At 65.3% G+C, this 25,450-nt stretch carries 22 protein-coding genes and 2 tRNA genes; 11 read left to right on the top strand and 13 right to left on the bottom strand.

What is annotated here, in order from left to right; all coding sequences use genetic code 11:
* Nucleotides 1-94 precede the first annotated feature (94 nt).
* Nucleotides 95-454 carry a 6-carboxytetrahydropterin synthase QueD gene (queD, locus tag RJQ10_RS15865; protein WP_350148341.1) on the bottom strand — a complete coding sequence of 120 codons (360 nt, stop codon included), beginning with the start codon at nucleotides 452-454 and terminating at the stop codon, nucleotides 95-97.
* A gap of 169 nt (nucleotides 455-623) precedes the next feature.
* On the opposite strand from queD, the gene RJQ10_RS15860 reads away from it, so the two are divergent.
* Both RJQ10_RS15860 and RJQ10_RS15855 read left to right on the top strand, forming a co-directional pair.
* A tRNA-Val gene (locus RJQ10_RS15860) sits at nucleotides 624-699 on the top strand.
* Between the two features lie 18 nt (nucleotides 700-717).
* Nucleotides 718-794: transfer RNA gene (locus RJQ10_RS15855), tRNA-Asp, on the top strand.
* Between the two features lie 105 nt (nucleotides 795-899).
* On the opposite strand, the gene RJQ10_RS15850 is transcribed toward RJQ10_RS15855, so the two are convergent.
* The 5 genes from RJQ10_RS15850 to RJQ10_RS15830 form a co-directional block, all read right to left on the bottom strand.
* A complete protein-coding gene (locus RJQ10_RS15850; RefSeq protein WP_350148339.1) occupies nucleotides 900-2,132 on the bottom strand; it encodes an acetyl-CoA C-acetyltransferase in 1,233 nt (410 codons plus the stop codon).
* A gap of 52 nt (nucleotides 2,133-2,184) precedes the next feature.
* A complete protein-coding gene (locus RJQ10_RS15845; RefSeq protein WP_350148337.1) occupies nucleotides 2,185-2,952 on the bottom strand; it encodes a crotonase/enoyl-CoA hydratase family protein in 768 nt (255 codons plus the stop codon).
* A 135-nt stretch (nucleotides 2,953-3,087) separates the two neighbouring features.
* Nucleotides 3,088-3,492, bottom strand: a complete 405-nt coding sequence (locus RJQ10_RS15840) for a Zn-ribbon domain-containing OB-fold protein (RefSeq protein WP_350148335.1) — start codon at nucleotides 3,490-3,492, stop codon at nucleotides 3,088-3,090.
* Nucleotides 3,489-4,742 carry a thiolase family protein gene (locus RJQ10_RS15835; RefSeq protein ID WP_350148333.1) on the bottom strand — a complete coding sequence of 418 codons (1,254 nt, stop codon included), beginning with the start codon at nucleotides 4,740-4,742 and terminating at the stop codon, nucleotides 3,489-3,491. Before RJQ10_RS15835 ends, RJQ10_RS15840 begins: the two co-directional genes overlap by 4 nt.
* A 13-nt stretch (nucleotides 4,743-4,755) precedes the next feature.
* A complete protein-coding gene (locus tag RJQ10_RS15830; protein WP_350148331.1) occupies nucleotides 4,756-5,193 on the bottom strand; it encodes a PPOX class F420-dependent oxidoreductase in 438 nt (145 codons plus the stop codon).
* A 259-nt stretch (nucleotides 5,194-5,452) separates the two neighbouring features.
* On the opposite strand from RJQ10_RS15830, the gene RJQ10_RS15825 reads away from it, so the two are divergent.
* Nucleotides 5,453-6,442 carry an aromatic ring-hydroxylating oxygenase subunit alpha gene (locus RJQ10_RS15825; protein WP_350148329.1) on the top strand — a complete coding sequence of 330 codons (990 nt, stop codon included), beginning with the start codon at nucleotides 5,453-5,455 and terminating at the stop codon, nucleotides 6,440-6,442.
* Nucleotides 6,443-6,517: 75 nt separating this feature from the next.
* On the opposite strand, the gene RJQ10_RS15820 is transcribed toward RJQ10_RS15825, so the two are convergent.
* Nucleotides 6,518-7,921 (bottom strand): MBL fold metallo-hydrolase RNA specificity domain-containing protein, encoded by a 1,404-nt coding sequence (locus RJQ10_RS15820; RefSeq protein ID WP_350148327.1) that lies wholly within the window; start codon nucleotides 7,919-7,921, stop codon nucleotides 6,518-6,520.
* 186 nt (nucleotides 7,922-8,107) lie between these two features.
* On the opposite strand from RJQ10_RS15820, the gene lipA reads away from it, so the two are divergent.
* The 7 genes from lipA (at nucleotide 8,108) to pepN (ending at nucleotide 15,679) form a co-directional block, all read left to right on the top strand.
* Nucleotides 8,108-9,097 (top strand): lipoyl synthase, encoded by a 990-nt coding sequence (gene lipA / locus RJQ10_RS15815; protein WP_350148325.1) that lies wholly within the window; start codon nucleotides 8,108-8,110, stop codon nucleotides 9,095-9,097.
* 71 nt (nucleotides 9,098-9,168) lie between these two features.
* Nucleotides 9,169-10,008 (top strand): 1-aminocyclopropane-1-carboxylate deaminase/D-cysteine desulfhydrase, encoded by an 840-nt coding sequence (locus tag RJQ10_RS15810; protein WP_350148323.1) that lies wholly within the window; start codon nucleotides 9,169-9,171, stop codon nucleotides 10,006-10,008.
* Between the two features lie 76 nt (nucleotides 10,009-10,084).
* Entirely contained in the window at nucleotides 10,085-10,969 is an 885-nt protein-coding gene (locus RJQ10_RS15805; RefSeq protein WP_350148321.1) for an NAD(+) kinase, read from the top strand.
* Nucleotides 10,969-11,835 carry a rhomboid family intramembrane serine protease gene (locus RJQ10_RS15800; protein ID WP_350148320.1) on the top strand — a complete coding sequence of 289 codons (867 nt, stop codon included), beginning with the start codon at nucleotides 10,969-10,971 and terminating at the stop codon, nucleotides 11,833-11,835. Before RJQ10_RS15805 ends, RJQ10_RS15800 begins: the two co-directional genes overlap by 1 nt.
* A 69-nt stretch (nucleotides 11,836-11,904) precedes the next feature.
* A complete protein-coding gene (locus RJQ10_RS15795; protein ID WP_350148318.1) occupies nucleotides 11,905-12,174 on the top strand; it encodes a YeaC family protein in 270 nt (89 codons plus the stop codon).
* A gap of 38 nt (nucleotides 12,175-12,212) precedes the next feature.
* A complete protein-coding gene (locus RJQ10_RS15790; protein ID WP_502880249.1) occupies nucleotides 12,213-13,010 on the top strand; it encodes a DUF2797 domain-containing protein in 798 nt (265 codons plus the stop codon).
* Between the two features lie 8 nt (nucleotides 13,011-13,018).
* A complete protein-coding gene (gene pepN, locus RJQ10_RS15785) occupies nucleotides 13,019-15,679 on the top strand; it encodes an aminopeptidase N (RefSeq protein ID WP_350148314.1) in 2,661 nt (886 codons plus the stop codon).
* Nucleotides 15,680-15,698: 19 nt separating this feature from the next.
* Here pepN and RJQ10_RS15780 read toward each other — a convergent pair whose 3' ends face one another.
* From RJQ10_RS15780 to RJQ10_RS15755, 6 genes are read right to left on the bottom strand one after another with little or no spacing between them, the layout of a single operon-like run.
* The gene (locus RJQ10_RS15780; protein ID WP_350148312.1) at nucleotides 15,699-17,399 is read right to left on the bottom strand and encodes a BatD family protein; all 1,701 of its coding nucleotides are present in this window, start codon (nucleotides 17,397-17,399) and stop codon (nucleotides 15,699-15,701) included.
* Entirely contained in the window at nucleotides 17,383-19,188 is a 1,806-nt protein-coding gene (locus RJQ10_RS15775; protein WP_350148311.1) for a VWA domain-containing protein, read from the bottom strand. The genes RJQ10_RS15780 and RJQ10_RS15775 overlap by 17 nt, the downstream gene beginning before the upstream one ends.
* Entirely contained in the window at nucleotides 19,181-20,224 is a 1,044-nt protein-coding gene (locus RJQ10_RS15770) for a vWA domain-containing protein (RefSeq protein WP_350148309.1), read from the bottom strand. Before RJQ10_RS15770 ends, RJQ10_RS15775 begins: the two co-directional genes overlap by 8 nt.
* Nucleotides 20,221-20,703: a DUF4381 domain-containing protein gene (locus tag RJQ10_RS15765; protein WP_350148306.1), complete on the bottom strand. Its 483-nt coding sequence runs from the start codon at nucleotides 20,701-20,703 to the stop codon at nucleotides 20,221-20,223. The genes RJQ10_RS15770 and RJQ10_RS15765 overlap by 4 nt, the downstream gene beginning before the upstream one ends.
* Entirely contained in the window at nucleotides 20,700-21,638 is a 939-nt protein-coding gene (locus RJQ10_RS15760) for a DUF58 domain-containing protein (RefSeq protein ID WP_350148304.1), read from the bottom strand. The genes RJQ10_RS15765 and RJQ10_RS15760 overlap by 4 nt, the downstream gene beginning before the upstream one ends.
* A gap of 9 nt (nucleotides 21,639-21,647) precedes the next feature.
* Entirely contained in the window at nucleotides 21,648-22,604 is a 957-nt protein-coding gene (locus tag RJQ10_RS15755) for an AAA family ATPase (protein ID WP_350148302.1), read from the bottom strand.
* A gap of 250 nt (nucleotides 22,605-22,854) precedes the next feature.
* Between RJQ10_RS15755 and RJQ10_RS15750 the strand changes: the two genes are divergently transcribed.
* A partial coding sequence (locus tag RJQ10_RS15750; protein ID WP_350148300.1) for an NAD-glutamate dehydrogenase domain-containing protein occupies nucleotides 22,855-25,450 on the top strand: 2,596 nt, incomplete at its 3' end.

Here is a 25,450-nt window from a genome sequence, read left to right as displayed (position 1 = left end):
TGAGCAGTTTCCAGAGACCCCTGCAGGCACAGTGTTTTTCTGATCGTCAAGACTTTTTAGCGATGTTACCGGGATGTAACGATACTGTGACAGCTCAGCTCTGGCCACGGTAGATGCAGCCGGAGGTACAGGTCTCCCGAATCTCGACCTGGGCCAGCTGTGGCAGCGAGGGCTGCAACTCGCGCCAGATCCAGCGGGCGATATTCTCGCTGGTGGGGTTTTCCAGGCCGGGAATGTCGTTCAGGTAGTAGTGGTCCAGCCGCTCCAGTACGGGTTTGAAGGCGGCCTTGATGTCACCGAAGTCCATGACCCAGCCGCTGGGCTCCACCGCCGGGCCCGCGACCACCAGGCGTACCTGAAACGAATGTCCGTGCAGACGGGCGCACTTGTGGCCTGCTGGCACATTGGGCAGCCGGTGGGCGGCTTCGAAGTGAAATTCCTTGAAAATTTCCATTACTGATGAACCTGTTGCAACGATTGGAGCTGCAGTCTGCGGCTCCATTCAAGCGGCGAATATTACTACCAAAACCGTTTATTTACAGTGCCGGAAAAAAATCCGGGAAATTCCCTGCGAAGGTTTGACAGCCCTTTTTTTATCTCTATAATGCGCGTTCTCGGTCAGGGGGTGGTTAGCTCAGCTGGGAGAGCATCTGCCTTACAAGCAGAGGGTCGGCGGTTCGATCCCGTCACCACCCACCATTTTGTCCGAGCCCCTTTGGAGCGGTAGTTCAGTTGGTCAGAATACCGGCCTGTCACGCCGGGGGTCGCGGGTTCGAGCCCCGTCCGCTCCGCCAAATACGGAAAAAGCCACCTTCGCGGTGGCTTTTTTCGTTTCTGGATCCAGGTCAGGATCCGCCCCGGGCAAGCATTGCTTGCAACGGGACGGGGCCTGGCTCGGCTCAGATCCGCTCGATGATGATCGCCGGCGCCATGCCGCCCGCGGCGCACATGGTGACCAGGCCAAACTGCTTGTCCTGGCGCTCCAGTTCGTCGAGCAGGGTGCCGATCAGGATGGAGCCGGTGGCGCCAATCGGATGCCCCAGAGCCATGGCGCCGCCATTGACGTTGACCCGGTCGCGGTCGAGCTTCAGGTCGCGGATAAACTTCTCGGCGACCACGGCAAAGGCCTCGTTGATCTCGAACAGGTCGATGTCCGACAGTTGCAGGCCGGCCTTCGCCAGTACCTTCTTCGCCGCCGGCACCGGCGCGTTCAGCATCAGCGTGGGTGAATCGCCCATGTTGCACATGGCGCGGATCCGCGCCCGCGGTTTCATGCCGTGGGCGCGAGCGTAGTCAGGCGAGGCCAGGAGAATCGCCGCGGCGCCGTCGACCACACCGGAGGAGTTGCCCGCGTGGTGCACATGGTTGATCTTGAGATCAGGGTAGACCTGGTTCACCAGCTTGCGGAAGGTCGTGCCGGACTCGGTGAGCGGGTAGTCCGCCAGGGCCTCGAAGGAGGGCTTCAGCTGCGCCAGGGTTTCCAGCGTGGTGCTTGGGCGGGGGAACTCCTCATGGTCCAGGGCCAGGCTGCCGTCGAGCTTGTATACCGGGATCAGGCTGCGGTCGAAATGGCCGTTGGCGATGGCCCGGGCCGCGCGCTGCTGCGAGGTCACCGCGAGGCTGTCAACAGCTTCCCGGTCGATACCCTCCAGGGTGGCGATGGCATCGGCGCAGACACCCTGGTGCGGCTGCGGGTGCTTTTCCCGCAGGCGCAGGTTGTCGCTGTCGATGAAGGGTGACTGGCTGGCATCCTGGCCGAAGGTGGACATCATTTCACAGCCGCCACCAATAACCAGGTCCTCCATCCCCGCCATGATCGAGGCCGCGGCCATGCTCACCGAGGTGATGCCGGAGCCGCAGAAACGGTCCAGGGTCACGCCCGAGGAACGCACGTCGTAGCCGGCGTCGAGGGCCGCCATGCGCGCGAGGTCAGCACCCTGTTGGCCGCGCTGGGTGCTGGTGCCGAATATGATGTCGTCGACCTCGGCGGTATTGAGCTTGTTGCGTTCCGCGATGGCGCGCAGCACCGCTGCGGCGAGGTGTTGCGGGTGCTGGTCGGCAAGGGCGCCCTTGCCTTTTTTGCCGATCCCGCGCGGGGTGCGGCAGGCGTCGATAATCCATGCTTCTGACATAATCTTGCTCCGATTAAAACTGTGGTTGATCAAATCGATGGCGGGCAGCGATTCAGCGGCCTTTCCACTGCGGCGCGCGCTTCTCGGCGAAGGCGGTGGCGCCTTCAATGGCATCCTCACTGGTGAATATGGGCTGGATGATCACGCCCTGCTTGGCGAACATTTCATCGCTGCTCCAATCCTGGGCCTGGTCGACAACCTGCTTGCTGGCGGCGACGGCGAGAGGGCCGTTGGCAGCGATCTTCTGCGCCAGTTCCTTTGCTGCCTGCAGGGCTGTGCCGGAGGGTACCACCTGGTTGATCAGGCCGAGATCGTAGGCGCGCTGGGCGCTGATAAAGTCGCCGGTCAGCGCCAGTTCCTTGGCGATGCGGGAGGGAATCTGCTTGGGCAGCTTGGCCAGCCCGCCAGCGCCCGCGGCCAGGCCGCGCTTGACTTCCGGGATGCCGAATTTCGAGTCGTCGGCGGCCACGATCAGGTCGCAGCTGATAGCAACTTCGAAGCCCCCCGCCAGGGCATAGCCCTCCACCGCGGCAATCAGCGGCTTCTTGCCGCTGTACTCACAGATGCCGGCAAAGCCGCGACCTTCCACCACCGGCAGTTCGCCGGTAACAAAGGCTTTCAGGTCCATCCCCGAGCAAAAGGTGCCGCCGGCGCCGGTGAGAATGGCGACGCGCAGTTCCGGGTTGCTTTCGAGCTCGTCGATGGCGGCTGCCACGCCCTCGGCCAGCGCCTTGTTGGCGGCGTTCCTGGCGGCGGGGCGGTTCAGGGTAATGGTGAGGATGCCATCGGCGATCTCGGTCAGGACGGGTTGTTCAGACATGCGTGTACTCCGTGCGATACGTGTGGACGTTGATATTGTGCCGGCCCTGCTTCCAACCGGGTGCGCTTTCCCGCACCCCCCGATGATACTGCGGTGGACGCAGAATGAGTAATCGTATTTGCCGGGGACGGTCCGTCAGGCTGGGGCGAACACCGGTGCAATGAAGGCTGCACCATCGCGCGGCTGCAGCTCACGGAAGCGTACGGTGACGGCCATGTCGCAGCGCAAATCCGCTGCGCAGCAATCGACCAGCCGGGTGACCAGGCGGATGTAGGGTGCTTCCCTCGGACTCACCAGGCCGGTCAGGTAGGGAGTGTCGAAATCCGGATTGAGCGCAGCGCTCACCTCGCTCCAGGCGATCAGGCTTGCCTCGCCGGACAGGGTTCGCCAGTGCAGTGCGCCATCGCAGATCTCGCAGTGCGCCCGCGGATACCACACCGCGCGATCACAGGCAGCACACCAGCTCACTCGCAACTCTCCCGCGCGGGCGCCCTGCCAGAAGGGCCCGGTCAGCGGGTCCGACAGATCCGGCGGGGTCACCGTTCACCCCGCCTGAGAACCAGGGTCGAGCCTTCGTCGGCGGTAAACCCGGCGTAGGCTGCGATGCGTGCGGATTCCACCTGGTTGACGGCGGTGCCGCGCAGCTGCTTCACCAGCTCTACCACATGGGAGATGCCCAGCAGATAACTGTGGGAGAGCAGGCCGCCATGGGTATTGCAGGGGATGCCGCCCAGCCGCCTCGGCCGCTGGTAAAACAGTCGATCATTCTGGATAAAATCGCCACCTTCGCCCTTGCGGCAGAAACCCATGTCCTCGATCTGCATCAGGGCGGTGCTGGAAAAACAGTCGTAGACCGCGATGACATCGATTTCCGTGACCTCGGTGTCGGCCATGGCGAAGGCCCAGGGCGCGGCGAAGGTCTGCGGGGTCGCGGTGATCACGGGCTGCTGGCTGATATAGGGCGCGCCCTGAACGCGGCCGTGACCAACGCCCTCCACCAGCACCGCTGGATGGGGCATGTCCACCGCCTGTTCCGCCGGACTCATGACCCAGGCCGCGGCGCCGTCGGAAATCAGGCAGCAATCCTCGACCCGCAGGGGGTCTGCCAACGGGCGCCGTGCCAGGTAGCTTGCAAGGGAAAGCTCGCGGTCACGCATCACTGCGTTCGGGTGGCGGTTGGCGTGACGGCGGAAGGTCAGGGGCAGGGCGGCCAGCTGCGCGCTGTCGAGGCCGTATTCGTGCATGTAGCGGCGGGCAAAAGTGGCGAAGTAGACTGGCTGTGGATACCAGCCGAAGGGCAATTCGAAGCGCGCCTTCATGTCCTCACTGGCGTGCCAGTCACCGGGGGTGCCGCTCCCGGCGGCGCGGCGGCTGGCCCAGTCCACGGCAAACACATTGACGATGTGTCTGGCATTCCCGGCGCGCATTGCCAGAGCGGCGCTGTGGGCGCAGGTGGCGGCCCAGATCATGGCGCCTCCAGCGGTGGAAAACCACAGGGGCTGGGAGGTGTTGAAGTGAGCGTGGAAATCCTCCGGCCGCAGCTGGTCCCGGATGCCGGCGGAGACCATCAGGCCGCCGATGTCCTCCGGCCGCAGGCCGGCATCGGCAATTGCGGCCGCCACCGCTTCCAGTGCCATCGTTCTGGGGTCGCGGCCGGAGGGGCCGCTGACCGGGGTTTCGCCGATGCCGGTAATCGCCACCTCGCCGCGCACATCTTCCAGCACCAGCGACTCGCCCCAGTCCGGAACCCGGGCGCGCCGCGCCAACGCGCGCAGGGATTGGGTTGCCATCGACGTGGCCCGGCTACTGGCTGCCAATATGGTCCAGACGGCCGCCGTAGAGGCGGGGCGTGGAGACCTGTTCGGCGATCACGGTCACGATCACCCGTTCTGCGTCCGGCTCGTCCAGGTCGAAATCCCGGCCCATGGTCCTGCGGTAGATTTTCTGGTTCAGGCTGCCCCCCGGGTCGTCCGTCAGCTCCGCGTGGCCCCTCATCTCGACGTAGCGGGTCGGGTTCACCGGGTCCAGGACACAGACCGTGATCCGGGGGTCGGCCTGCAGGTTGCGGTATTTGACCCGGCTCTTGAGCGTGCTGAAGCGAAGGGTTTCGCCGTCCCAGTCGAAACTGACCGGGTTGGTGGAGATCAGCTGGTCGGTTGACCGCAGGGTACTGACAAAGGCGAAGATACCGGTTTCCAGAATCCCCTTGTGACTGTCGGGAACCGTTTTTATTGCGGCCATGCTCTGTACTCCAGTTGAGCTGTTGCTTGCGGCGCCGGCGCAGGCAGTGGTTCCCTGTCCGGCTTGGCCAGACATTGCCAGATTTCCACTGGCTTGTCCTTTACCGGGATCAATCTCCCGCGGCTGCTGCAGGCGATCGGTCCAAGTGCTTGTACCGCGACGCTTAAGACCCGGCCAAAAAGCGTCTATGATGCCTCTCCTGAGCCATGCGCAGTCGCGCTGTCGGTGTGGCCCTGTTCAACCTGTGAGGAGTCCTCTGATGCCCAAACCCCGTCCCCCCATGCCGATACCGTTTGGCTGGTTCGTGATTTCCTACAGCGACGAGCTTGCCGTCGGCGAGTCCCGTGCAGTCGAGTATTTTGGCAAGGAGCTGGTGCTGTTCCGGACCGAGTCGGGCAAGCCGGTACTGCTCGATGCCTACTGCCCACACCTGGGCGCGCATCTCGGCTACGGCATCAACGAGAGCAGTGGCCAGGGCGGTCGCATTGAGGGGGAGACGATCGTCTGCCCCTTCCATGCCTGGAAGTTCAATGCCGAGGGTTACTGCACGGAAGTGCCCTACGCCAAGAATATGCCGCCAAAGGTCCAGGGCAAGCAGTGCCTGCAGACCTACCCGGTGGTGGAGGACAACCAGGTAATCTATGCCTGGTACCATCCTGACGCTGCTGCGCCGCTGTGGGAGGTCGAGTCTTTCCCCGAGGCCAACAGCGATGACTGGGCTCCGCTGCAACGCTTTGAGTGGGTGATCAAAACCGCCTGCCAGGAAATGGCCGAAAACGGTGCCGACTCCGCGCACTTCCGCTATGTGCACCAGACTGCGACCTTCCCCGAGACCGAGCTTACCTACGATCAACACTACTCTCTGGGCGTCCAGCGTGCCGACATGCAAACGCCAAAGGGTATGGTCAAGGGCAGTATTACCTCCAGGGGCATTGGTCCCGGCCAGGGCTTCACCCGCTTCGAGGGTATCGCCAGCACTTTCCTGATGGGCAATGTCACGCCGATAGACGACGAGACAGTGCATGTGCGCTTCGCCTTTACCCAGCCCAAGGTCAATGGCCAGGTGAAAGAGGGCGGGGTCAACGCCGCCATCATTCGCGACATCTGCAAGCAGCTGGATGAGGACAAACCGATCTGGGAGCACAAGATGTTCCGGCCGCAGCCGGCGCTGTGCGACGGCGACGGCCCCATTGCCCGCTTCCGGAAGTGGTACAGCCAGTTTTACACCGAGCCCCTGGCGGCCAGCTGAGGCTCGGCAACCTGCCCCGGGTTTTTGCCCCGGGAGCGGGCGGGGCGGCCCGTGCGTGGCCGTCCCGCTATACGGTCAGAACGCGATGGATTCTCCAGTCGCTGGAATAGCGGCGCGCACCTGCAGTTCATCCCACAGCTTGTCAGCGAGAACGTCCTGCGCTTTGGGCTCCCCATGCACCAAAGCTATCCGCGGTGCCGGCTGGAAGTTGGCAGCCCAGGCCAGCAGCTCCGTCTGGCCCGCGTGGGCCGAGAAGCAGCCCAGGGTTTCCATGCGTGCCTTCACCGCGTACTCCTCGCCGAACAGTTTTACGTTTTTCATCCCGTCCACCAGCAGGCGGCCGAGGGTGCCCCGGGCCTGAAAGCCGACGAAGATAACTGTGTTGCGGGAATCCCAGATGCGCTGTTTGAAATGGTGGCGGATGCGGCCGCCGGTGCACATGCCACTGCCGGCGATAATGATGGCCCCGCTCTTGATGCGGTTGATGGCCATGGATTGCTCCGTGTCTGCCGTGAGCTGCAGGCGCGGTAGAAATTCCGCCAGGGAGTCGCGGTGGACGTCGGACAGCTCGCGCATGTCATCCCCATCCATCAGTTCCAGCCAGCGGTCGTACGTCCTGGTCACCTCAATTGCCATCGGGCTATCCAGGAATACCTGCCATGCGTCCAGCTTGCCCGAGTGATGCAGGCGCCCGAGATGAAACAGGATCTCCTGGGTGCGCCCCACTGCGAACGCGGGAATCATGACGTTGCCGCCCTGCGCCCAGGTCTCGTGCAGTATGGTTTCCAGTTGTTCCATGGACTCGTCTTCACAGCGATGATTGCGGTCGCCGTAGGTGCTTTCCAGCAATAGCAGATCGGCCTTCTCCAGCGTCTGTGGATCATTCATCAACACCGAGCCGCTGCGCCCCAGGTCGCCCGAGAACACCAGGGTTTTGGCGCCGCGACTTTCCTGCAGTGAGACTTCGACGATGGCCGAGCCAAGGATATGACCCGCGTCATGCAGGCAGACCTCACAGTGGTGTCCTATCTTGAAGGTTTTGCCATAGCGGCTGGGCTTGAGCTGGCGCAGCACTTTCTCGACGTCGGCTTCATCGTAGACCGGCTCCCTGGTCTTGCGCCCGCGGCGCTCGGCGCGACGGTTCTCACGCTCCAGGTCGCGCAGGTACAGTCCGACCGCATCCTTGAGCATGATCGGCAGCAGGTCCGCGGTGGCGCGGGTGCAGTGGATGTGGCCGCGAAACCCCTGGTGTACCAGCAGCGGCAGCATGCCGCAGTGGTCGAGGTGGGCGTGGGACAGGATGACAGCGTCGATACTGGAGGGATCGAAGCTGAAGCGCTCGTTGTGGATCCGCTCCACCGCATCGCCGCCCTGGCGCAGGCCGCAATCGAGCAATACCCGGCCGCAGGCGGGAGACTCAAGCAGGTGACAGGACCCGGTAACTTCCTGGGCCGCTCCGTAAAAGGTGATCGTTGCCATGAATACTCCTGATTCCAATAGTCAGCTGTCACTATAACCCGGTTGTCGTGCCCCGCGCAGTATCGCGGCGGCCGGAATGGGAAGGGCAGGCCGGATGCGCTGCTTTGTCAGCGGGGATTGGCTATAATGTCGCCCCTTGGGAAGGCGGGCCACAGCCGGGTGACGCCGTCGTGAAAGGACCGTGCAATGCCAGATAACAAACTGATTCCCACCGTGCAGGTGGCCAGCGGCAACAAGTTCGTCAACGAGCGAGGCATCTCCGCGATCAAGGACGGGATCAAGGCGTCCGCCGCTGCCGGCGAGCGCCTGGCGAAGCCTGACTGGTTGCGCATCCGGGTCCGGGGTGGTGCCAGCTACGAGAAAGTGAAGGGCATAGTCCACTCCCACCGCCTGGCGACAGTCTGTGAGGAAGCCAAGTGCCCGAATATGAGCGAGTGCTGGAGCGCTGGAACTGCGACCATCATGCTGATGGGTGACGTCTGCACCCGGGCCTGCCGCTTCTGTGCGGTCAATACCGGCAATCCCAGGGGCTGGCTGGATCCGGAAGAGCCCGCCAACACCGCGAGGTCGGTGCGGCTTATGGGCCTTAAGTACGTGGTCCTGACCTCCGTCAACCGCGATGATCTGCCCGATGGCGGGGCCGGGCACTACGCGGCCTGCGTGCGGCAGGTCAAAGCGGAAAACCCGGAAACCGCGGTGGAGGCACTGACCCCGGATTTTCTCGGTGTGCTGGCTGATGTGGAGACAGTGCTGGACTCGGGTATCGCGGTGTTTGCCCAGAATGTGGAGACCGTGCGGCGCCTGACCCACCCCGTGCGCGACATTCGCGCCAGCTACGAGCAGACTCTGGCGGTGCTGGCCCACGCCAAACACTATCGCCCCGACGTGCTGACCAAGACCAGCCTGATGCTGGGCCTGGGGGAAACCGATGGCGAAATCCAGCAGGCGATGGACGATCTCCGTGCCGCCGGCGTCGATATCCTCACTCTGGGCCAGTACCTGCAGCCCACCGTCAACCACTACCCGATCGATCGCTACGTCTCGCCGCAGGAATTCGAGCAGTATCGGGACTGGGGCCTTGAGCGCGGTTTCCTCGAGGTGGTTTCCGGCGTGTTCGTGCGTTCGAGTTACCGCGCCGAGCAGGTGCTGGAGAAAAACAATGTGGGGCTGACATAAGCCCCGATGTTCGCTCCAACCTCTGGCAGTCGCTTGCTGGCGAGGTTCTCGACGGGGTTGCCCTCGACAATGTGACCGTGCTGCGGCTGGACCGCAGCGGCGGCCTGGCCCCCGGCAACAAGCAGTTCAAGCTGGCACCGCACCTGGCTGCGATCGCAGCGGCGGGACACCGTCGGGTGCTGTCTTTCGGCGGTGCCTGGTCCAATCACTTGCATGCGCTGGCCGCCGCCGGGCAGCCCGCAGGGCTGCGGACCGTGGGGGTGATTCGCGGGGAGCGGCCAGCGGCGCTGTCCCCCACCCTGGCCGAGGCCTCGGCCTGGGGTATGCAGCTGCACTTTGTCAGTCGCAGCGACTATCGGCGACGCCACGAGCCCGGCTTCATCGCGAGCCTGGCCGGCCAGCTGGAGATTGACTATGTCATACCGGAAGGGGGTGCCGGGCCGCTGGCCGTGGCGGGGTGCCGCCCGCTGGCGGAGATGATTGCTGCCCGCTTTCCCGCCGGTGCGCGGATCGTGGTCGGGGTCGGCACCGGAACCACGCTCGCCGGCCTGGCGGCGGCGCTGCCGGCGTCGTTTTGCGTTGACGGTGTTCTCGCCCTGCGTGGTGCCGGCGCCCTGGCGGACTCGATCGCTGCCTGGGTCGAGGCGGCGGGGACAGGTGGCTCCGCTCGCTGGCGTCTCCACGACAATTTTCACTGCGGGGGTTTCGCGCGTTCCAACGCCCGCCTGCAGACCCTGATGCTGGGCAGTGAACGGGAACTGGGCCTGCCGCTGGAGCCGGTGTATACAGGCAAGGTTCTTTTGGCCCTGCACAGTATGCTGGCTTCCGGCGCCTGGTCGGCGCGCGACCCGGTGGTGCTGGTGCATACGGGCGGCCTGCAGGGGCGTCGCGGCTACCCCTGGCTGGACTGAGGGCCGCGCCCCGCGTATGCCCGCCAGGCACTGTGTGTTTATAATGGCGCTTGCTTGCGGACAGGGCAGTGCGGTTATGCAGACAAACTTTGACAGAATCGGCCTGGTGGGACGCAGCCAGCAGGAGGGTCTGGCGGAGGTGCTGGAGCAGCTGATCGGCCTGTTGCAGGCGCAGGGCAAGGAGCTGGTGCTGGAGGCCCGGCTCGGTGAGCTGGTAGCCGACACCGGCATTCCCCGAGCCAGCCTGGATGAGATTGGCGAAGACAGCGACCTGGTGGTCGTTGTCGGCGGTGACGGCAGCCTGCTGAGCGCTGCCCGCACCCTGGCCAAATATGAGACGCCGGTACTGGGAGTGAATCGTGGCAGGCTCGGCTTCCTGACCGATATTACGCCGGATGACATCGCCACCCAGGTGCCGGCGGTACTCGCCGGCGAGTACACCCGGGAGAGCCGTTTCCTGCTGGACGCGCGCGTGCTGCGCGGCGGCAAGACTGTCGGCCGCGCCGATGCCCTCAACGATGTCGTCGTCAACTCCGGCACCTCCGCCCAGATGATCGAGTTCGAGCTCTATATCAACGGCGTTTTCGTCTATCGTCAGCGCGCCGACGGGCTGATTATCTCCACCCCCACCGGCTCCACCGCCTATTCCCTGTCCGGCGGCGGCCCGATCATGCACCCGACACTCGACGCGGTGGTACTGGTGCCCATGTTCCCCCACGCCCTCAGCAGCCGGCCCATTGTGGTGGACGGCAACAGCGAGATCCGGCTGGATATCCTGGAGCGCAATCGCATCCACCCGCCGGTTACCTGCGATGGCCAGGTCAACATGACTGCGCGCCCGGGCGACTCGGTGTTCATTACCAAGAAGCCACACCGCCTGACCTTGCTGCACCCGCTCGGGCACAGTTTTTACGCCAGCTGCAGGGATAAACTGCGCTGGAACACCGCGCTGGTGAATTAATGGCTCGTGGACATGTAGTTCTGCGGGTGCCGGCGGGCGACGATCTGCTGCCGTTCCTCGTCCTGCTCCAGCACCGGCGGGTTCCGCACCGGGTGTACGAATCCGGTGGCGAGCAGGTGCTGGAAGTGGCAGAAGCGGCCCAGGCGGACCGGGTCATGGCCCTGTACCGCGCCTGGCGCGCGGGGGAGCTGCGGATCGAGATTGCCCCGAGAGAGCAGGCGTCCGCACTGGCGCCAAACGACAGTCCGCGGTCGCGACTCTCCGCGCCGGTCACCGTGGTTCTGATGGCGCTCAGTGTGGCGGGCTTTTTGCTGGTGTATCTGCGGGCGCCGATGTCCTGGCTGTCCCTGTTCACCTTCGCGCCGTTTACCCTGCAGGGGGAAAGCATCGGGTTTGGTCGGATGGGAGCGGAATACTGGCGTCTCATCACCCCCGCCTTCCTGCATTTCGGCTGGCTGCACATCGTCTTCAACAGCCTGTGGCTGTGGGAGCTCGGCAGTAAAGTGGAACGTACTCTCGGCTCGGTGCACATGGCGGGCCTGTTCTTCACTATTGCCCTGGTATCCAACGCCTGCCAGTACCTGTTCGGCGGGCCTTCCATTTTTGGCGGCATGTCCGGGGTGGTCTACGGCCTGTTGGGTTTCAGCTTTGCCGGGGCCCGCCTGCAGCCCCGCTGGGGCTTTGAACCCAGCCGGCCCATCATGTTGCTGATGGTGGGGTGGCTGGTTCTCTGCATGGTGGGCCTGGTCGAGGTGTTGGGCTTTGGTGCCATTGCCAACGCGGCGCACCTTGGCGGTCTGCTGGCCGGCGCGGCGCTCGGCGCCGGTATGGCCCTGCTGTCGCGGGCCCGGCCCCCGGGCAGCTGAGCCCCTGCAGGCGGGACAGGGGCTGGCGCAGACAGTTATAATGCGCGGTTTTTGTGTGCCGGAGCCGCCATGGATTACGAGGATGTCATCAATCAGCTCACCCCGGAAATTTACCGGAGCATGAAACGCTCGGTAGAACTGGGCCGTTGGCCCGACGGACGCCCGGTAACACCCGAACAGCGAGCCAACGCCCTGCAGGCGCTGATTGCCTGGGGCGAGCGTCACTTGCCCCCGGAGCAGCGTGTTGGTTTTATCGACAAAGGCAGCAAGGCCGGAAGCGAGTGCGACGAGCCCCAGCCAGAGCCGCTGCGCTGGCGCGACGGATCGGAGGGCCAGTAACCGTGGCTGTGGAACTGGCCCGAGGGGCCCTGCGCAAAATGAAAACCCGGCTGCAGAGTCCTGTCAGCTACGAGATGGTACTGGGCGAGGCCCGGGTGCCGCTCAACGCGTTGCTGGGGCAGTCCCTGCAGCTGGAATTTCTCGGTGCGATCAACTGCATTCACTGCGACCGCGCCACCAGCAAGAGTTTCAACCAGGGTTATTGCTATCCCTGCTTTCGCCGGCTCGCCCAGTGCGACAGCTGCATAATGAGCCCGGAAAAGTGTCACTACCACCTCGGTACCTGCCGGGAGCCGGAGTGGGGTGAAGCCAACTGCATGATCGACCACTTCGTGTATCTGGCCAACACTTCCGGACTCAAGGTCGGTATAACCCGTCACAGCCAGGTTCCCACCCGCTGGATGGACCAGGGTGCGACCCAGGCGCTGCCCATCTTCCGGGTCGGCAGCCGACTCCAGTCGGGGCTGGTGGAGACTGTGTTCAAGTCACATATTGCCGACAAGACCAACTGGCAGGCGATGCTCAAGGGGCCTTCCGCGCCGGCCGACCTCGAGTCCGAGCGGCAGCGCCTGATGGCCGTCTGCGCGGACGAGATCGCCGCGCTGCAACAGGAGCATGGCCTGCAGGCCCTGGCGGTACTGGAACAGCAGGCGGTGGTCGAGATTGACTATCCGGTGCTGGAGTACCCGCTCAAAGTTACCTCCTTCAACCTGGACAAGAACCCGCTGGTGGCTGGAACCCTGCTGGGGATCAAGGGTCAGTACCTGATTCTGGATACGGGGGTTATCAATCTTCGCAAGTTCGGCGGCTACCAGGTCGCCCTGTCACAACACTGAGGTAAGTCATGCGCGATGCACAGCCGCAAGTCATTCATCGAAATGACTATCAGCCACCCGCGTTCCTGATCGAACGCACCGAGCTGGCGTTCGACCTGCACGAGGACCACGCCCTGGTCAGTGCCTGTCTCCACCTCCGTCGCAACCCCGAGGTCGAACCCGGGGCGGCGCTGGAATTGCACGGGCAGGAACTGGAACTGTTGTCACTGGCGCTGGACGGGCGCGAGCTGGCGCCCGCTGAGTACCAGCTCAGTGCCGAGCGCCTGGTGCTCGCCAACGTGCCCGAGCGCTTCCAGCTGCGCAGCGAAGTTCGCATCCAGCCCCAGGACAACACGTCCCTGGAAGGCCTGTACAAGTCCCGCGCCATGTTCTGCACCCAGTGCGAGGCGGAGGGCTTTCGCAAGATCACCTGGTATCTGGATCGCCCCGATGTGATGGCGGAGTTCCACGTCACCATTGAAGCGGATGAATCCCGTTATCCGGTGTTGCTGAGCAACGGCAATCCCATGGGCGGCCAGTCACTGGGCAATGGCCGCCACCGCGTGAGCTGGCATGACCCATTCCCCAAGCCGGCCTACCTGTTCGCCCTGGTGGCGGGGGATCTGCGCTATATCGAGGAGCGTTTCCGCACCGCCAGCGGCCGCGAAGTCGCCCTGCGTATCTACGTGGAGGAAAAGGATCTGGACAAGTGCGACCACGCGATGCTTTCGCTGCAGCAGTCCATGCGTTGGGACGAGGAGGTGTACGGCCGCGAATACGACCTCGACGTGTTCAATATTGTCGCCGTCGACGATTTCAACATGGGGGCCATGGAAAACAAGGGGCTGAACATCTTCAACAGCTCCTGCGTACTGTGCAGTCCCGACACCACCACCGATGCCGGGTTCCAGAAAGTACAGGCCATTGTCGCCCACGAATACTTCCACAACTGGTCCGGCAACCGGGTTACCTGCAGGGACTGGTTCCAGCTCAGCCTGAAAGAGGGCTTTACCGTGTTCCGGGACGCGGAGTTCTCCGCCGATATGGGCTCGCGAACGGTCAAGCGGGTGGAGGATGTGAACCTGCTGCGCAGCGCCCAGTTCGCCGAGGATGCCGGTCCCATGGCCCACCCGGTGCGGCCCGACTCCTTTATCGAGATATCCAACTTTTATACGGTGACCATCTACGAGAAAGGCGCGGAGGTGGTGAGGATGATCCACACCCTGCTGGGGCCAGAGCGCTTCCGCCAGGGCTCGGACCTGTACTTTGCCCGCCACGATGGCCAGGCGGTCACCTGCGAGGACTTTGTGCGGGCAATGGAGGATGCCTCGGGGGTGGACCTGACCCAGTTCCGGCACTGGTACTCGCAGGCCGGGACGCCCACGCTTGGCGCCCGCGGGGAGTACGACCCCGAGACCCGGCGCTATACCCTGACCCTGAGCCAGAGCACACCCCCCACGCCGGGGCAGCCGGACAAGGCGCCGTTGCTGATTCCAGTCGCCCTGGGGTTGCTGGGCAGTGCGGGCAACCTGCCCCTGCAGCTGGCTGGGAGTGAGGCCGATCCGGAAACCGCCGACAACACCCACCGGGTGCTGGTGCTGACCGCCGAGGAACAGAGTTTCTGTTTCGAGCGAGTGATGGAACCGCCGGTACCGGCGCTGCTGCGCGGCTTTTCGGCGCCGGTGCGCCTGGACTACGCCTACAGCAGCGCGGATCTCTGCGCCCTGATGAGCCGGGAGGAAGATGGGTTCGTGCGCTGGGATGCCGCCCAGCAACTGGCCCTGCGGGTGCTGGACTCGGCTCGGGAGCAGCTGGCAGCGGGGGAGGCGGTGGTGGTAGAGCCGCTGTACCTGCAAGCCTGCGGTGAGCTGCTGGCGAACACCGCCCTGGACCCGGCCATGGTCGCGGAAATGCTGCGCCTGCCGGGCGAGAGTTATCTCGCGGAGCTGGCTGCCAGCCGCGGCGGCGCCGATGTCGATGCCATTCACGCGGCGCGCAATGCCGTGCGTGCGGCACTCGCCCGGAACCACGCCAGCGCCTTCAGGGATTGCTACCAGCGGCTCGCCAGCAATGAGCCCTACGCCCCGGAGTCTGGCCAGATCGGCGCCAGGAGCCTGCGCAACACCAGCCTGGATTACCTGGCGCTGGCGGGAGAGGAGGGCGTGGCCCTGGCTGCGGGCCAGTTTGCCGATGCCAGCAACATGTCCGATCGCCTCGCCGCGTTGCAGGTACTGGCCCATCACGGTAGTCCGGCCCAGCGCGATGCTACCCTGGAGTGGTTCTACCAGGACTGGCAGCACGACACCCTGGTGATGAACCAGTGGCTGCAGGTGCAGGCGATGCTGCCCGCGGTGGATACCCTTGAACGGGTACAGCGGCTGCTGCAGCACCCGGCTTTCGACAGTCGCAACCCGAACAAGCTGCGGGCCCTGATTGGCGCCTTTTGCAGCGCCAACCCGGTGAATTTCCACCGCGCCGACGGCGCCGGCTACCACTTTCTGGCAGACAGGATTGAAGAAATCGATGCCCGGAATCCGCAGATAGCCGCTCGCCTGCTGACGCCGCTGACCAAGTGGCGCAACTATCGCGGGCGGGAGCAACTCATGCGCGCGCAGCTGCAGCGTCTTGCTGCGCTGCCCGCCGTGTCGCGGGACGTGTACGAGGTCCTCGACAAGGCTCTGGCGGACTGATCGCGCCGGTCCGCCGGCCTCAAGTGCTGCGGGGATAGAGGGCCAGGGTGTCGCTGTGCTGGTCACCACCGCGGCCCGGAGCACCGCTGCGCAGGTGCGCTGCGGCGTCGAGGAGGGCGGCTCCATCCCAGCCGCCGCCGTCCCGGTACAGTGCCCGGTCGAGTCCCGCGACCGCATCCTGCAGGGCGGGGTCATTCAGGCTTGCGGCCAATGCCGCCGCGTTTATCCCCGCCCTGCCGGGCAGGCGGGCCCGGCCCCAGGCCAGCAAGGCGCGACGCGCCTGGGGCGCGCTGTTGCTGGTGCAGGCCGCCTGTAACTGCTTGAACGCGCGGGCTTCCCCGGGTGCGGTGCTGCTTCCCGTGTCTTGCGCCAGCGGTGATTCCACGCTGCGCCGGGGGTGGCGCCAGTGCCAGGCCAGGGTGGCGAGCCAGCCCAGGGCAAAGACCCCCGCCAGCAGCTGCCACAGCCTCTGCGGTGCGCGTTCAACGCCGGCCAGGGCAGGGCTGCCACGGGGCGCGAGAGTGCTTCCGGGCACGGTTACCTCGCCGGCATCGGCCGCCGCGCCCGGCGCCGCGGCGATAGCGATCTGCCTGGCCGGCAAAACCGCGTAGCGCAGGCTGTCGCTCTCCGTGTCCCACCAGGGTATGCGCACCTCCGGCAGCGTCCAGCTGCCCGCCCTGCTGGCGACCAGGGCCGCGCTGTCCCGCCGCAGGCCAACCACGCCATTGCCGTCCTCGCGGTCGTCCACCAGCGGCTGGTCGGGGTAGTAGCGCAGGGCGTCCGGCGCTGCAAACTCCACCGGCGGCAATTGCGCACCCTGCACGCCCTCGCCGCGGAGGCGAACCGTCCGGGTAGCGGACTCCCCCGCCTGCAGCTGGTCCGGAGGCGTGGACCAGTCCTCCTCCAGCGTGAGATTGCGTGCCGGCAACCAGGTGCTCCCGGCGGGGAACGCGTCCGGACGCGGTTTCACCGTGATCGTCAGCGGCTCTGTGCGCCGCTGCAGCTGGCGGCCACCGCCACCCAGGTCGAAGACACTGCGCCGACCGCTGCTTTCGCGGGCGGTGAACAGCTGGGCGGGGATTTCCAGTGTGCCGCTCTGCTCCGGGAAGATCGCGTAGCGTACTTCATGTACCAGCCACGGCCGTCCGTTGATGGTGCGTTGAAAGGAGTTTTGCTCCAGCGGTTTGACGAAGGCCTGGTCGAGGTCAAGCTCGCTCACGCTGCGGGAGTCAAGGTTGATCGCCTGTTGTATACGCAGCGTCAACAGGACCTGGCCCTGCACATAAACCTCCTGCCGATCGACCTCGGCTTCGAACAGCACTTCCTGGTCGGCATCGGCCAGGGTGGGCGGAGGGCCTACCTCGATGACCAGCGGCCGCGTCGTCTCCGCACCGGCGCGAAACGCCGGGATTTCCAGGGTGCCTTCCCGTCGCGGGGTGAGGTCCAGCAACAGCTGGCGGGTGCGCGTGGTCTGGCCGTTGATGATGCTGGTGCTGCTGCTCGTGCTGCGTTGTAGAATCTCGAAGTCCGCCAGCAGCTTGCGCAGCTCCAGGCCGTCCAGGTCCTCATCGCCGGTGGCGGCAATCACCAGGCGCAGACTGTCTCCCAGGGCTATTTGCTGGCGATCCACGGCGACTTCCAGCGCCGCCTGCGCTGCGGCGCACCACAGCCAGAGCAGCAGCCCCAGTCCCAGCCATGTCCGGTTACCAGTCACGCTCATTTCCACTCCCGGGTTGTTGTTGCCGCTTGCGGCTCTCGTAGCGAAATTTCTCTCGCAGCAGGCCGGAGGGGTCGTCCGGTACCCGGCGCAGCCACTGCTCCATGGCCTGGTTGCGCTCGGCCTCTTCCAGAGACAGTTCCGGCACCTCGACATTGGTCAGCGGCTCCGCGTCCACCGCCGGTTCCGGTGCAGGTTCCGGTTCGCCGGGGTCTGCATCCTCCTCCGCAGCCGCCGCTTCCTGCGCCTCCGGGGAAGAGTCACTGGAAGAACCCTGGTTCTGGTCGCGTTGGTCCGGTTGTTGCTGGTCTTGCTGTTCGTCCTCCCGGGGCTGTCCCTGCTGCTCGCCCTGGTCGCCCTCGCCCTCGTCCTGTTGTTCGTTTTGCTCGCTGTCCTCGCCTGCCTGCTGCTCCTGTTGCTCCTGCTGCTGTTTCAGGTCTTCCACCAGCGCCAGGTTGGCGGCGGCATCCTCTTGCCCCGGTGCCAGTTCCAGCGAGCGTTGGTAGGCATCGATCGCACCATCGAGGTCTCCTTCGCGAGCGAGAGCGTTACCCCGGTTGTACCAGCCGTCGGCGCTGTCGGTGGCCTGGAATCGTTCGGCAGCGGTGGCATAGTCACCGCTTTCGTAGGCGGCGGCTCCGCCCCAGGCCGGGTCCCGAAACAGCGTTGCGGCGCGCTCCGCATCGCCGGCCTCAAGGGCCCGTCGCGCCTGCTGGTCGGGGGTGAGCCATAGATCCTGCCAGGCCTGGGCCCGAGCAGTTCCCGGCTCCAGCAGCAACAGCAGGGGCAGCAATCCCAGCAGCCAGCCGCGCCTAAAGAGGGCCAGTGCCAGCGGCAGCAGGAGAACGATCAGCCAGTAGCCCTGGTCCTCCCAGGCATCCGCCGCCAAGCCCTCCGCAAGGCTGGTCTCGGTAGCGGTAGCGGCCTGCGACAGCAGGGTCTCGAGATCGCTGTTATCGACCCGCAGGCGCTGATAGCGCCCGCCAGCCGCTTGCGCCAGTGCCTGCAGAGGCCCTTCTTCAAGTCGGGGAATGACGATGGCCCCGGAGTCATCGCGCCGAAAACCACCGCGGGGCAGCGGCATGGGGGCGCCACCGGCGGTACCCAGTCCCAGTACCGACAGGGTGACTCCGGCACTGCGCAACTGCCGTCCCATCCGCGATACCTCGTCCTCATCGACGCCATCGGTCAGTAACAGAATACGACCGCCGCCGACGCCCGCGGACGCCAGCAATTCGAGTGCCAGGCGCAACGCGCCGGCGGTGTCGCTGCCGGGGAGGGGCATCATGTCGGGATTCAGGGCCGGCAACAGGTTGGCGATGGTCGCTGTATCGTCGGTGAGCGGAGTGACCACGTGGGCGTCTCCCGCGTAGGCCACGAGACCGGTCTGGCCTTCGCGCCGGGTTCCCAGCAGGTCCAGCAGTTTTTGCCTGGCCCGGTCCAGGCGCGAGGGCGGCTGGTCGGTGGCTTTCATGGAGTAGCTCAAGTCCAGCACCAGTACCAGGGCGTCCTCCACCTGTTCTACCGGTTGCGGAATTTTTTTCCAGCTGGGCCCTGCGGCGGCGATGCTTGCCAGCAGCCAGCCCACACACACCAGGAGCAGGAGATTGCTGCGCCGGCGCTGCTGCTGTTCGGGGACCAGGTGGCGCAGGAGTTCGGGGGCAATCACCTGGCTCCAGCCGCCGGCGCGGTCGCGCTGCTGCCACAGGAGGGCGGAGAAGAGCAGCGCCGGCAGGGCGCACAGCAGCCACAGCGGCCGCATCAGGTGGAGTCCGAACAGCGTCTCAGGCATTGCCGCGCGATACCTCCCGGCGAGTAGCGGGGACAGCAGGCCGGGGTCCCAGGTGTTGCCAGGTGAGGGCAAAGCTCAGCAGCAGCGCCAGCAACAGCGGCCAGTGACCGAGGGCCTGGCGGGGCCGGTAGGTGGCGGCCTCCTGTTCGATCGGTTCCAGTTCGTCCAGCAGCTGGTAGATGCCGGCCAGTTCCTGGGGGTCCCGGGCGCGAAAATAGCGCCCGCCGGTCATGCCGGCGATCTCCTGCAAAGCGGCCTCGTCCATGTCGCTGGACGGGTTGATCCGGCGGCTGCCGAAACTGGAACCGAAGAGCCCGGGCAAGGCCAGCTGGTCGGCGCCGATGCCGATGGTATAGACACGGATGCCGAGTCCCTGAGCGAGTCGGGCCGCGTCCATGGTACCAATGGTGCTCGCGGTATCCTGGCCATCGGTCAGCAGCACCAGCACCCGGCTGTCCGCGGGGCGCTCCCGCAGGCGTTTGACCGCGAGGCCGATGGCGTCGCCGATGGCTGTTTCCTGGCCCGCGAAACCAATCTGGGCATCCAGCAGGAACTGCTGCACCGTCGCCACGTCGAAGGTCAGCGGTGACTGCACGTAGGCATTGCTGCCGAACAGGATCAGTCCTACCCGGTCTCCCTGACGGCGGCCGATAAAATCCGCGCCGACTGCTTTGACCGCATCGACCCGCCGGACCAGATTGTTGCCAACCTGCATGTCTTCCACCCGCATGCTGCCGGAGAGATCCACGGCCAACATCAGGTCGCGGCCACTCTTGGGCAGCTCGACCGGCTCGCCAATCCAGATCGGCCTGGCCGCGGCCAGCAGCAGGCAGATCCACAACAGCCACAGCAGGAGCAGCGTCGCGCGGTTGCCGCTGCCAGCTCGCCGGGCCTGGCGCTGCCCCAGCAACTGCCAGCGCTGGAAGAAAGGTACTCGCAGCGCTGGTTCTTCGCTGTGCGCCGGCGGCCAGAACCGGTGCACCAGCAGCGGCAGTGGCAGCAGCAGCGCCAGCCAGGGCCACAGCCAGGTAATCATTGTGTCCCCCGGTGCCGGCGCAGCCAGGTATTAGCGCAGCGCTGCAGCGCAATGGTGTCCACCGGTCCCGGGGTCGGGGCATGGGCACGGGCAATGACTTCCGGAAACCGCAGCGGCGTACGTACCTGCGCCAGGCTGTCGTTGAGGAAGCTGCGCCAGCGCTCTCCGCTCAGGGACGCTACCTCGGCGCGTGGGAAGGCGTGCAGGGCAACGGCTTTCAACAGCATGTTGAGCTCGCCCAGGGTGCGTGCCGGATCCCCGTGCTCAGCGTGCCGGGCAAGGATTGCCTGCAGGGTGCGGCGCGCTGTGCGCCGGTATTCATTGCGGCGGTAGCTGCGCCAGCCGCGCCACGCGGCCCAGGCCAGGGCGACCAGCAGCAGGCCGGCAATGAGCCACCAGCCGGGGGCCGGCGGCCACCAAGGCAGGGGCTCCGGTGGCCGCAGCGGCTGCAGCGCGGCCAGGGGATCCTGCGGATTCATCGGCGCTGCTCCCCGAAGTAGCGCTGCAAGAGGAGGAAGGGGGATTCGGCGGTGGAGGCGCGAAGCAGGGGGATGCCGAGGCGCTGCAGGTCGGTGCCCAATGCCGACATCCGTGTCTCCTGTTCCTCACGGTACTGCTGGCGCAGGCGACGGTCGCTGGTCAGCAGCTCACTGCGTTGCCTGCCGTCGGTAATCGCATAGCGCCCCGGAGGCGGGAGGGCGGTTTCCAGCGGGTCGCTGCAGGCGAGCGCGGTGATCTCGGAGTGCTGCGCGAGCCGAAACAGATGCTCGCGCACAGCGGGGTCCTCAGCGCCATAGAAGTCGCTCACCAGGTAAATGCTGGTGCCCGGCCGCGCAATGCGGCGCAGGGTGTCCAGCATGCCGGCGAGGCTGCTGGCATCGCCGCCGGTGATGGGCAAGCGGCGGTTGAAGGCCTCGATCTGTGACAGGATGGTCAGTACGGTCTTGCGGCTGCGGCGCGGGCGCACCTCGCGGTGGCGGCTGTCGTTGAACACCAGTCCGCCAACCCGGTCGCCGTTGCCCAGCGCACTCCAGGCCAGCAGACCGGCCAGATGTGCTGCCAGCACTGACTTGAAGCAGTATTGCGAACCGAAGAACTGGCTGCCGCGCTGGTCGACCACGACCAGTACCGGGCGTTCGCGCTCCTCGCGGAATACCTTGGTGTGGGCGCTGCCGGTGCGCGCGGTGACGCGCCAGTCGATGGTGCGGATATCATCACCCGGCTGGTAGCTGCGCACCTCTTCGAAATCAATCCCGCGGCCGCGAAAATTGGCCTTGTTCGGCCCGGCCAGCGCGCTCAGGGCACGGTTGCGCCGGGTCAACTGCAGCTGGGTGGCGGGAAAGCGGAGTCCGATCAGGGTCTCCAGCGCCACGTAGGCACCGGTCGCGGGATCACTGACTTCAGCCAGGCGCATGCCGGGCCCCTAGGCGGCCGGGACCAGAGTCAGCAACTCGTTGATGACCTGGTCCGGGGTGACACCGTTGGCCTCGGCTTCGAAACTCAGGATCAGCCGGTGACGCAGCACGTCGCCGGCCACAGCCTGGACATCGTCCGGGCTGACGAAGTCCTGGCCCCGCAGCCAGGCGTGGGCACGCGCGCAGCGGTCCAGCGCGATTGTGGCCCGGGGACTGGCACCGTATTCGATCCAGCCGCCGAGCTGCTCGGCGTACAGCTCCGGCTCCCGGGTGGCGATCACCAGTTGCACAATATACTGCTCGACAGTTTCCGCCATGTGCAGCGCAAGCACCTCGCGCCGGGCCTCGAACACCGTGTCCTGGCGCAGGGGGGGCGGGGCGCTGGCGCTGCCGCTGCTGGCCTCGGCCCTGGTCAGACGCAGGATCGCGGTTTCCGCCGCGGCGTCGGGGTAACCCACCTGGACATGCATGAGGAACCGGTCCAGCTGGGCTTCGGGCAGGGGATAGGTACCCTCCTGCTCGATCGGGTTCTGGGTCGCCATCACCAGGAACAGGTTCGGCAGTGGCCAGGTATCGCCGCCGACGCTCACCTGGCGTTCCGCCATGGCCTCGAGCAGGGCGGACTGGACCTTGGCGGGCGCCCGGTTGACCTCGTCCGCAAGTACCAGATTGTGGAAGATGGGGCCGCGCTGGAAATGGAAGCTGCCTTCCTGGGGGCGGTAGATTTCAGTGCCGGTGACGTCGCCGGGCAGCAGGTCGGGGGTAAACTGGATGCGGTGAAAGCTGCCTTCGATACCATCCGCGAGGGCCTTGATGGCTCGCGTCTTGGCCAGCCCCGGTGCGCCTTCGACCAGCAGGTGGCCGTCCGCCAGCAGGGCTATCAGCAGGCGCTCGACCAGATGAGCCTGGCCGATGATCTGGCCGCTGAGCCAGGTTTCCAGGGTACGTATGTCTGCACTAGCCACGCAGTCTCCTTGCTTGCCGTTTGAGTGCCGCGGCCGCGAGAGGCTCCCGCGCCAGATGGCGAGTCGCGCATTGTAGCCAAACCTCTGGCACAGTTCACGCCTGATGGCCCGGGCAGCCATTCGGACCGGCTGACTGTGTAAAAGTTCCTGTTTACCCTTCCCGCACTCGGCTTTGCTTTACGGTAGACTACGCTGCAACGATAACGATCAGAGTTCGGCCCTGCAGTGGCCGGAGGTGCGCGCGCAAATCATGGCCTGGGACGCTTACAAGGACAGACTGCTGGAGGAGCTCACTGCCCTGATTGAACGGCGCAGCGATGCCGGTGACCGGGCGTCGTTGTTGCAGCTGGCGGACTCATTTTTCAGCCGCTTTCCGGCGGAGGACCTGCGCCAGCGCTCGGTGGAGAACCTCTATGGTTGCCTGTACGGGCTCCTGCACTTCATGCAGGAGTGGCGGGCGCCCGAGCCCAAGGTGCGAATCTTCAATCCCGACATCCAGGGGCACGGCTGGGAGAGCAAATACACCGTCATCGTGATCCTGTGCCGGGATCTGCCATTCTGCACCGCCTCCATTCGCGGCGAACTCAACCAGCGCAATATCCGTATTCACACCCTCGCCAGTTGCAATCTCGAAGCCCGGCGCCAGGCGGGTGGTGAGCTCGATGAAGTCCTGGAGATGGGGCAGGATACCTATCCCGACAGCTCGCATGAGAGCCTCCTGTATTTCGAGATCGGTCGTCACTCGCGGCCGGACCAGCTCGGGGAGCTGCGCGATTGCCTGCGTGACATTCTGCAGCAGGTCGCGCTGGTGGTGGACGATTTTGCTCCCATGCGCGCGCGCCTGCAGGAAGCCGTGGAAGCGGTGGCAGCCAGCGCCTGTGTCGATCCGGACAATCGCGACGAGGCGATCGAGTTCCTCAAGTGGCTCGAGTTCGATCGCATGACATTCCTCGGCTACGAGTACCTCGAGGTCCGGCGCAGCGGCGCGGTGATTGAGGTCGCGGCGGACCAGGCCCGCAGCCTGGGCATGCTGCGCCTGCGCTCCACCCGCGGTGCCGGGGACCTGCAGGCGGATCTGCACAGTATGCCGCCGGAGGAACAGCAGCGACGCCAGCTGAGTTTCGCCAAATCCGGTACCCGCTCCCGCGTCCACCGGCAGGCCTATCCGGACTATGTTGAGGTCAAGGTGTTCAACGCGGCGGGGGATGTCGTTGGCCAGCACCGGTTCTTCGGCCTGTATACCTCGTCCGTATACACCACCAACCCGATGCTGATTCCCATCCTGCGGCGCAAAGTGCAGGAGGTGATCCAGCAGTCCGGGCTGGACCCGCGCGAACACGACGGTCGTGAGCTCGCGCGGGTACTGGAACTGTTTCCTCGCGACGAGCTGTTCCAGTCCAGCATTCGTGAGCTGGGCGCTACCGTGCTCGCCGTCAATCGCATCCAGGAGCGGCGCCAGACCCGACTGTTCGTGCGGCGGGATGCCCACGGCAAGTTTTTCAGTTGCCTGGTGTACATGCCGCGGGATCGCTACAACACCGAGCAGCGCTGTCTCATGCAGGACATCCTCTGCCGTGCCCTGGGCGCCGAGGAATCCGAGTTCACCACCTATTTCTCCGAGTCGGTTCTGGTGCGCTGCCATTTTGTCCTGCGGGTGGACCCGGCGGTGGAACAGGCCTACGACGTCAATGAAATCGAGGAGCAGATCGTGCAGGCGACACTGGCATGGGAAGACCGGCTGCGGCTGCGCCTGATCGAGGAGTTCGGCGAGGAAATAGGAGAGCAGCACGCCCGCGACATCGGCAACGGCTTCCCGCCCGGGTATCGCGATGATTTCGACCCCCGGGTAGCGGTGCTGGACGTCAAACATCTGCTTGAGCTGCGCGCGGGCAAATCCCTGGGCATGATGCTGTATCGCATGCTGGAGGAAGATTCCGACCGCCTGCGCCTGCGCCTGTTCCACTGCGGCGAGTCACTGCCCCTGTCGGATGTGCTGCCCATTCTGGAAAACCTGGGCCTGCGGGTGATGTCAGAGCGTCCCTACGGGGTTCGCGGTGGCGATGGCAACCGCTACTGGATACAGGAGTTCAGCCTCAGCTACTCGCTCTCGGACGATATCGATCTGGAACAGGTCCGCGACGAGTTCGAGGACGCCTTCGCCCGCATCTGGTTTGGCGAGGCCGAGAACGACTCCTTCAACCGCCTGCTGCTCGGCACCCGCCTGAGCTGGCGGGAGATCGCCCTGCTGCGCGCCTACGCCCGCTATTTGCGCCAGATCCGCTTTCCCTACAGCGTCGAGTACATCGCCGAGACCATGGCCGACCACCTGCATATCACCGCCGGTATCGTCGAGCTGTTCCTGACCCGCTTTTCCCCGGTTTTTGACGGCGACGAGGACTGGCGTGGGCAGCGGGAAGAAGCGGTGCAGCAGCGCATCCTGGCGGCGCTGGAACAGGTACAGAACCTGGGCCAGGACCGGATCATCCGCCAGTTCATCCTGGTCATCAAGGCGACCCTGCGGACCAACTTTTTCCAGGAGGGCGAGGGCGGTTTGCTCAAGCCCTACTTCTCTTTCAAGCTCAGCCCGCGGGATATTCCCGATGTACCCAAGCCCGTCCCGCTGTACGAAATATTCGTCTATTCGCCGCGAGTGGAGGGCGTGCACCTGCGCGGCGGCAAGGTGGCCCGCGGCGGCCTGCGCTGGTCCGACCGGCTCGAGGACTTCCGCACTGAGGTGCTGGGCCTGGTGAAGGCACAGCAAGAGAAAAATGCGGTCATCGTGCCGGAGGGGGCCAAAGGCGGTTTTGGCGCCAATTGCCTGACCCCCGACTTGAGTCGCGACCAGG

It is taken from the genome of Haliea sp., from assembly GCF_040222615.1.
Taxonomy (GTDB): domain Bacteria; phylum Pseudomonadota; class Gammaproteobacteria; order Pseudomonadales; family Halieaceae; genus Haliea.
This window is presented reverse-complemented; position numbering and strand designations above follow the sequence as displayed.

Coding starts and splice junctions, on each gene's coding strand:
- RJQ10_RS15800 (WP_350148320.1), top strand. CDS start 10,969: ATGGCTCGTGGACATGTAGTTCTGCGGGTGCCGGCGGGCGACGATCTG.
- pepN (WP_350148314.1), top strand. CDS start 13,019: ATGCGCGATGCACAGCCGCAAGTCATTCATCGAAATGACTATCAGCCA.
- RJQ10_RS15850 (WP_350148339.1), bottom strand. CDS start 2,132: ATGTCAGAAGCATGGATTATCGACGCCTGCCGCACCCCGCGCGGGATC.
- lipA (WP_350148325.1), top strand. CDS start 8,108: ATGCCAGATAACAAACTGATTCCCACCGTGCAGGTGGCCAGCGGCAAC.
- RJQ10_RS15820 (WP_350148327.1), bottom strand. CDS start 7,921: ATGGCAACGATCACCTTTTACGGAGCGGCCCAGGAAGTTACCGGGTCC.
- RJQ10_RS15780 (WP_350148312.1), bottom strand. CDS start 17,399: ATGAGCGTGACTGGTAACCGGACATGGCTGGGACTGGGGCTGCTGCTC.
- RJQ10_RS15795 (WP_350148318.1), top strand. CDS start 11,905: ATGGATTACGAGGATGTCATCAATCAGCTCACCCCGGAAATTTACCGG.
- RJQ10_RS15835 (WP_350148333.1), bottom strand. CDS start 4,742: ATGGCAACCCAATCCCTGCGCGCGTTGGCGCGGCGCGCCCGGGTTCCG.
- RJQ10_RS15825 (WP_350148329.1), top strand. CDS start 5,453: ATGCCCAAACCCCGTCCCCCCATGCCGATACCGTTTGGCTGGTTCGTG.
- queD (WP_350148341.1), bottom strand. CDS start 454: ATGGAAATTTTCAAGGAATTTCACTTCGAAGCCGCCCACCGGCTGCCC.
- RJQ10_RS15760 (WP_350148304.1), bottom strand. CDS start 21,638: ATGCGCCTGGCTGAAGTCAGTGATCCCGCGACCGGTGCCTACGTGGCG.
- RJQ10_RS15790 (WP_502880249.1), top strand. CDS start 12,213: ATGAAAACCCGGCTGCAGAGTCCTGTCAGCTACGAGATGGTACTGGGC.
- RJQ10_RS15770 (WP_350148309.1), bottom strand. CDS start 20,224: ATGATTACCTGGCTGTGGCCCTGGCTGGCGCTGCTGCTGCCACTGCCG.
- RJQ10_RS15765 (WP_350148306.1), bottom strand. CDS start 20,703: ATGAATCCGCAGGATCCCCTGGCCGCGCTGCAGCCGCTGCGGCCACCG.
- RJQ10_RS15830 (WP_350148331.1), bottom strand. CDS start 5,193: ATGGCCGCAATAAAAACGGTTCCCGACAGTCACAAGGGGATTCTGGAA.
- RJQ10_RS15805 (WP_350148321.1), top strand. CDS start 10,085: ATGCAGACAAACTTTGACAGAATCGGCCTGGTGGGACGCAGCCAGCAG.
- RJQ10_RS15845 (WP_350148337.1), bottom strand. CDS start 2,952: ATGTCTGAACAACCCGTCCTGACCGAGATCGCCGATGGCATCCTCACC.
- RJQ10_RS15775 (WP_350148311.1), bottom strand. CDS start 19,188: ATGCCTGAGACGCTGTTCGGACTCCACCTGATGCGGCCGCTGTGGCTG.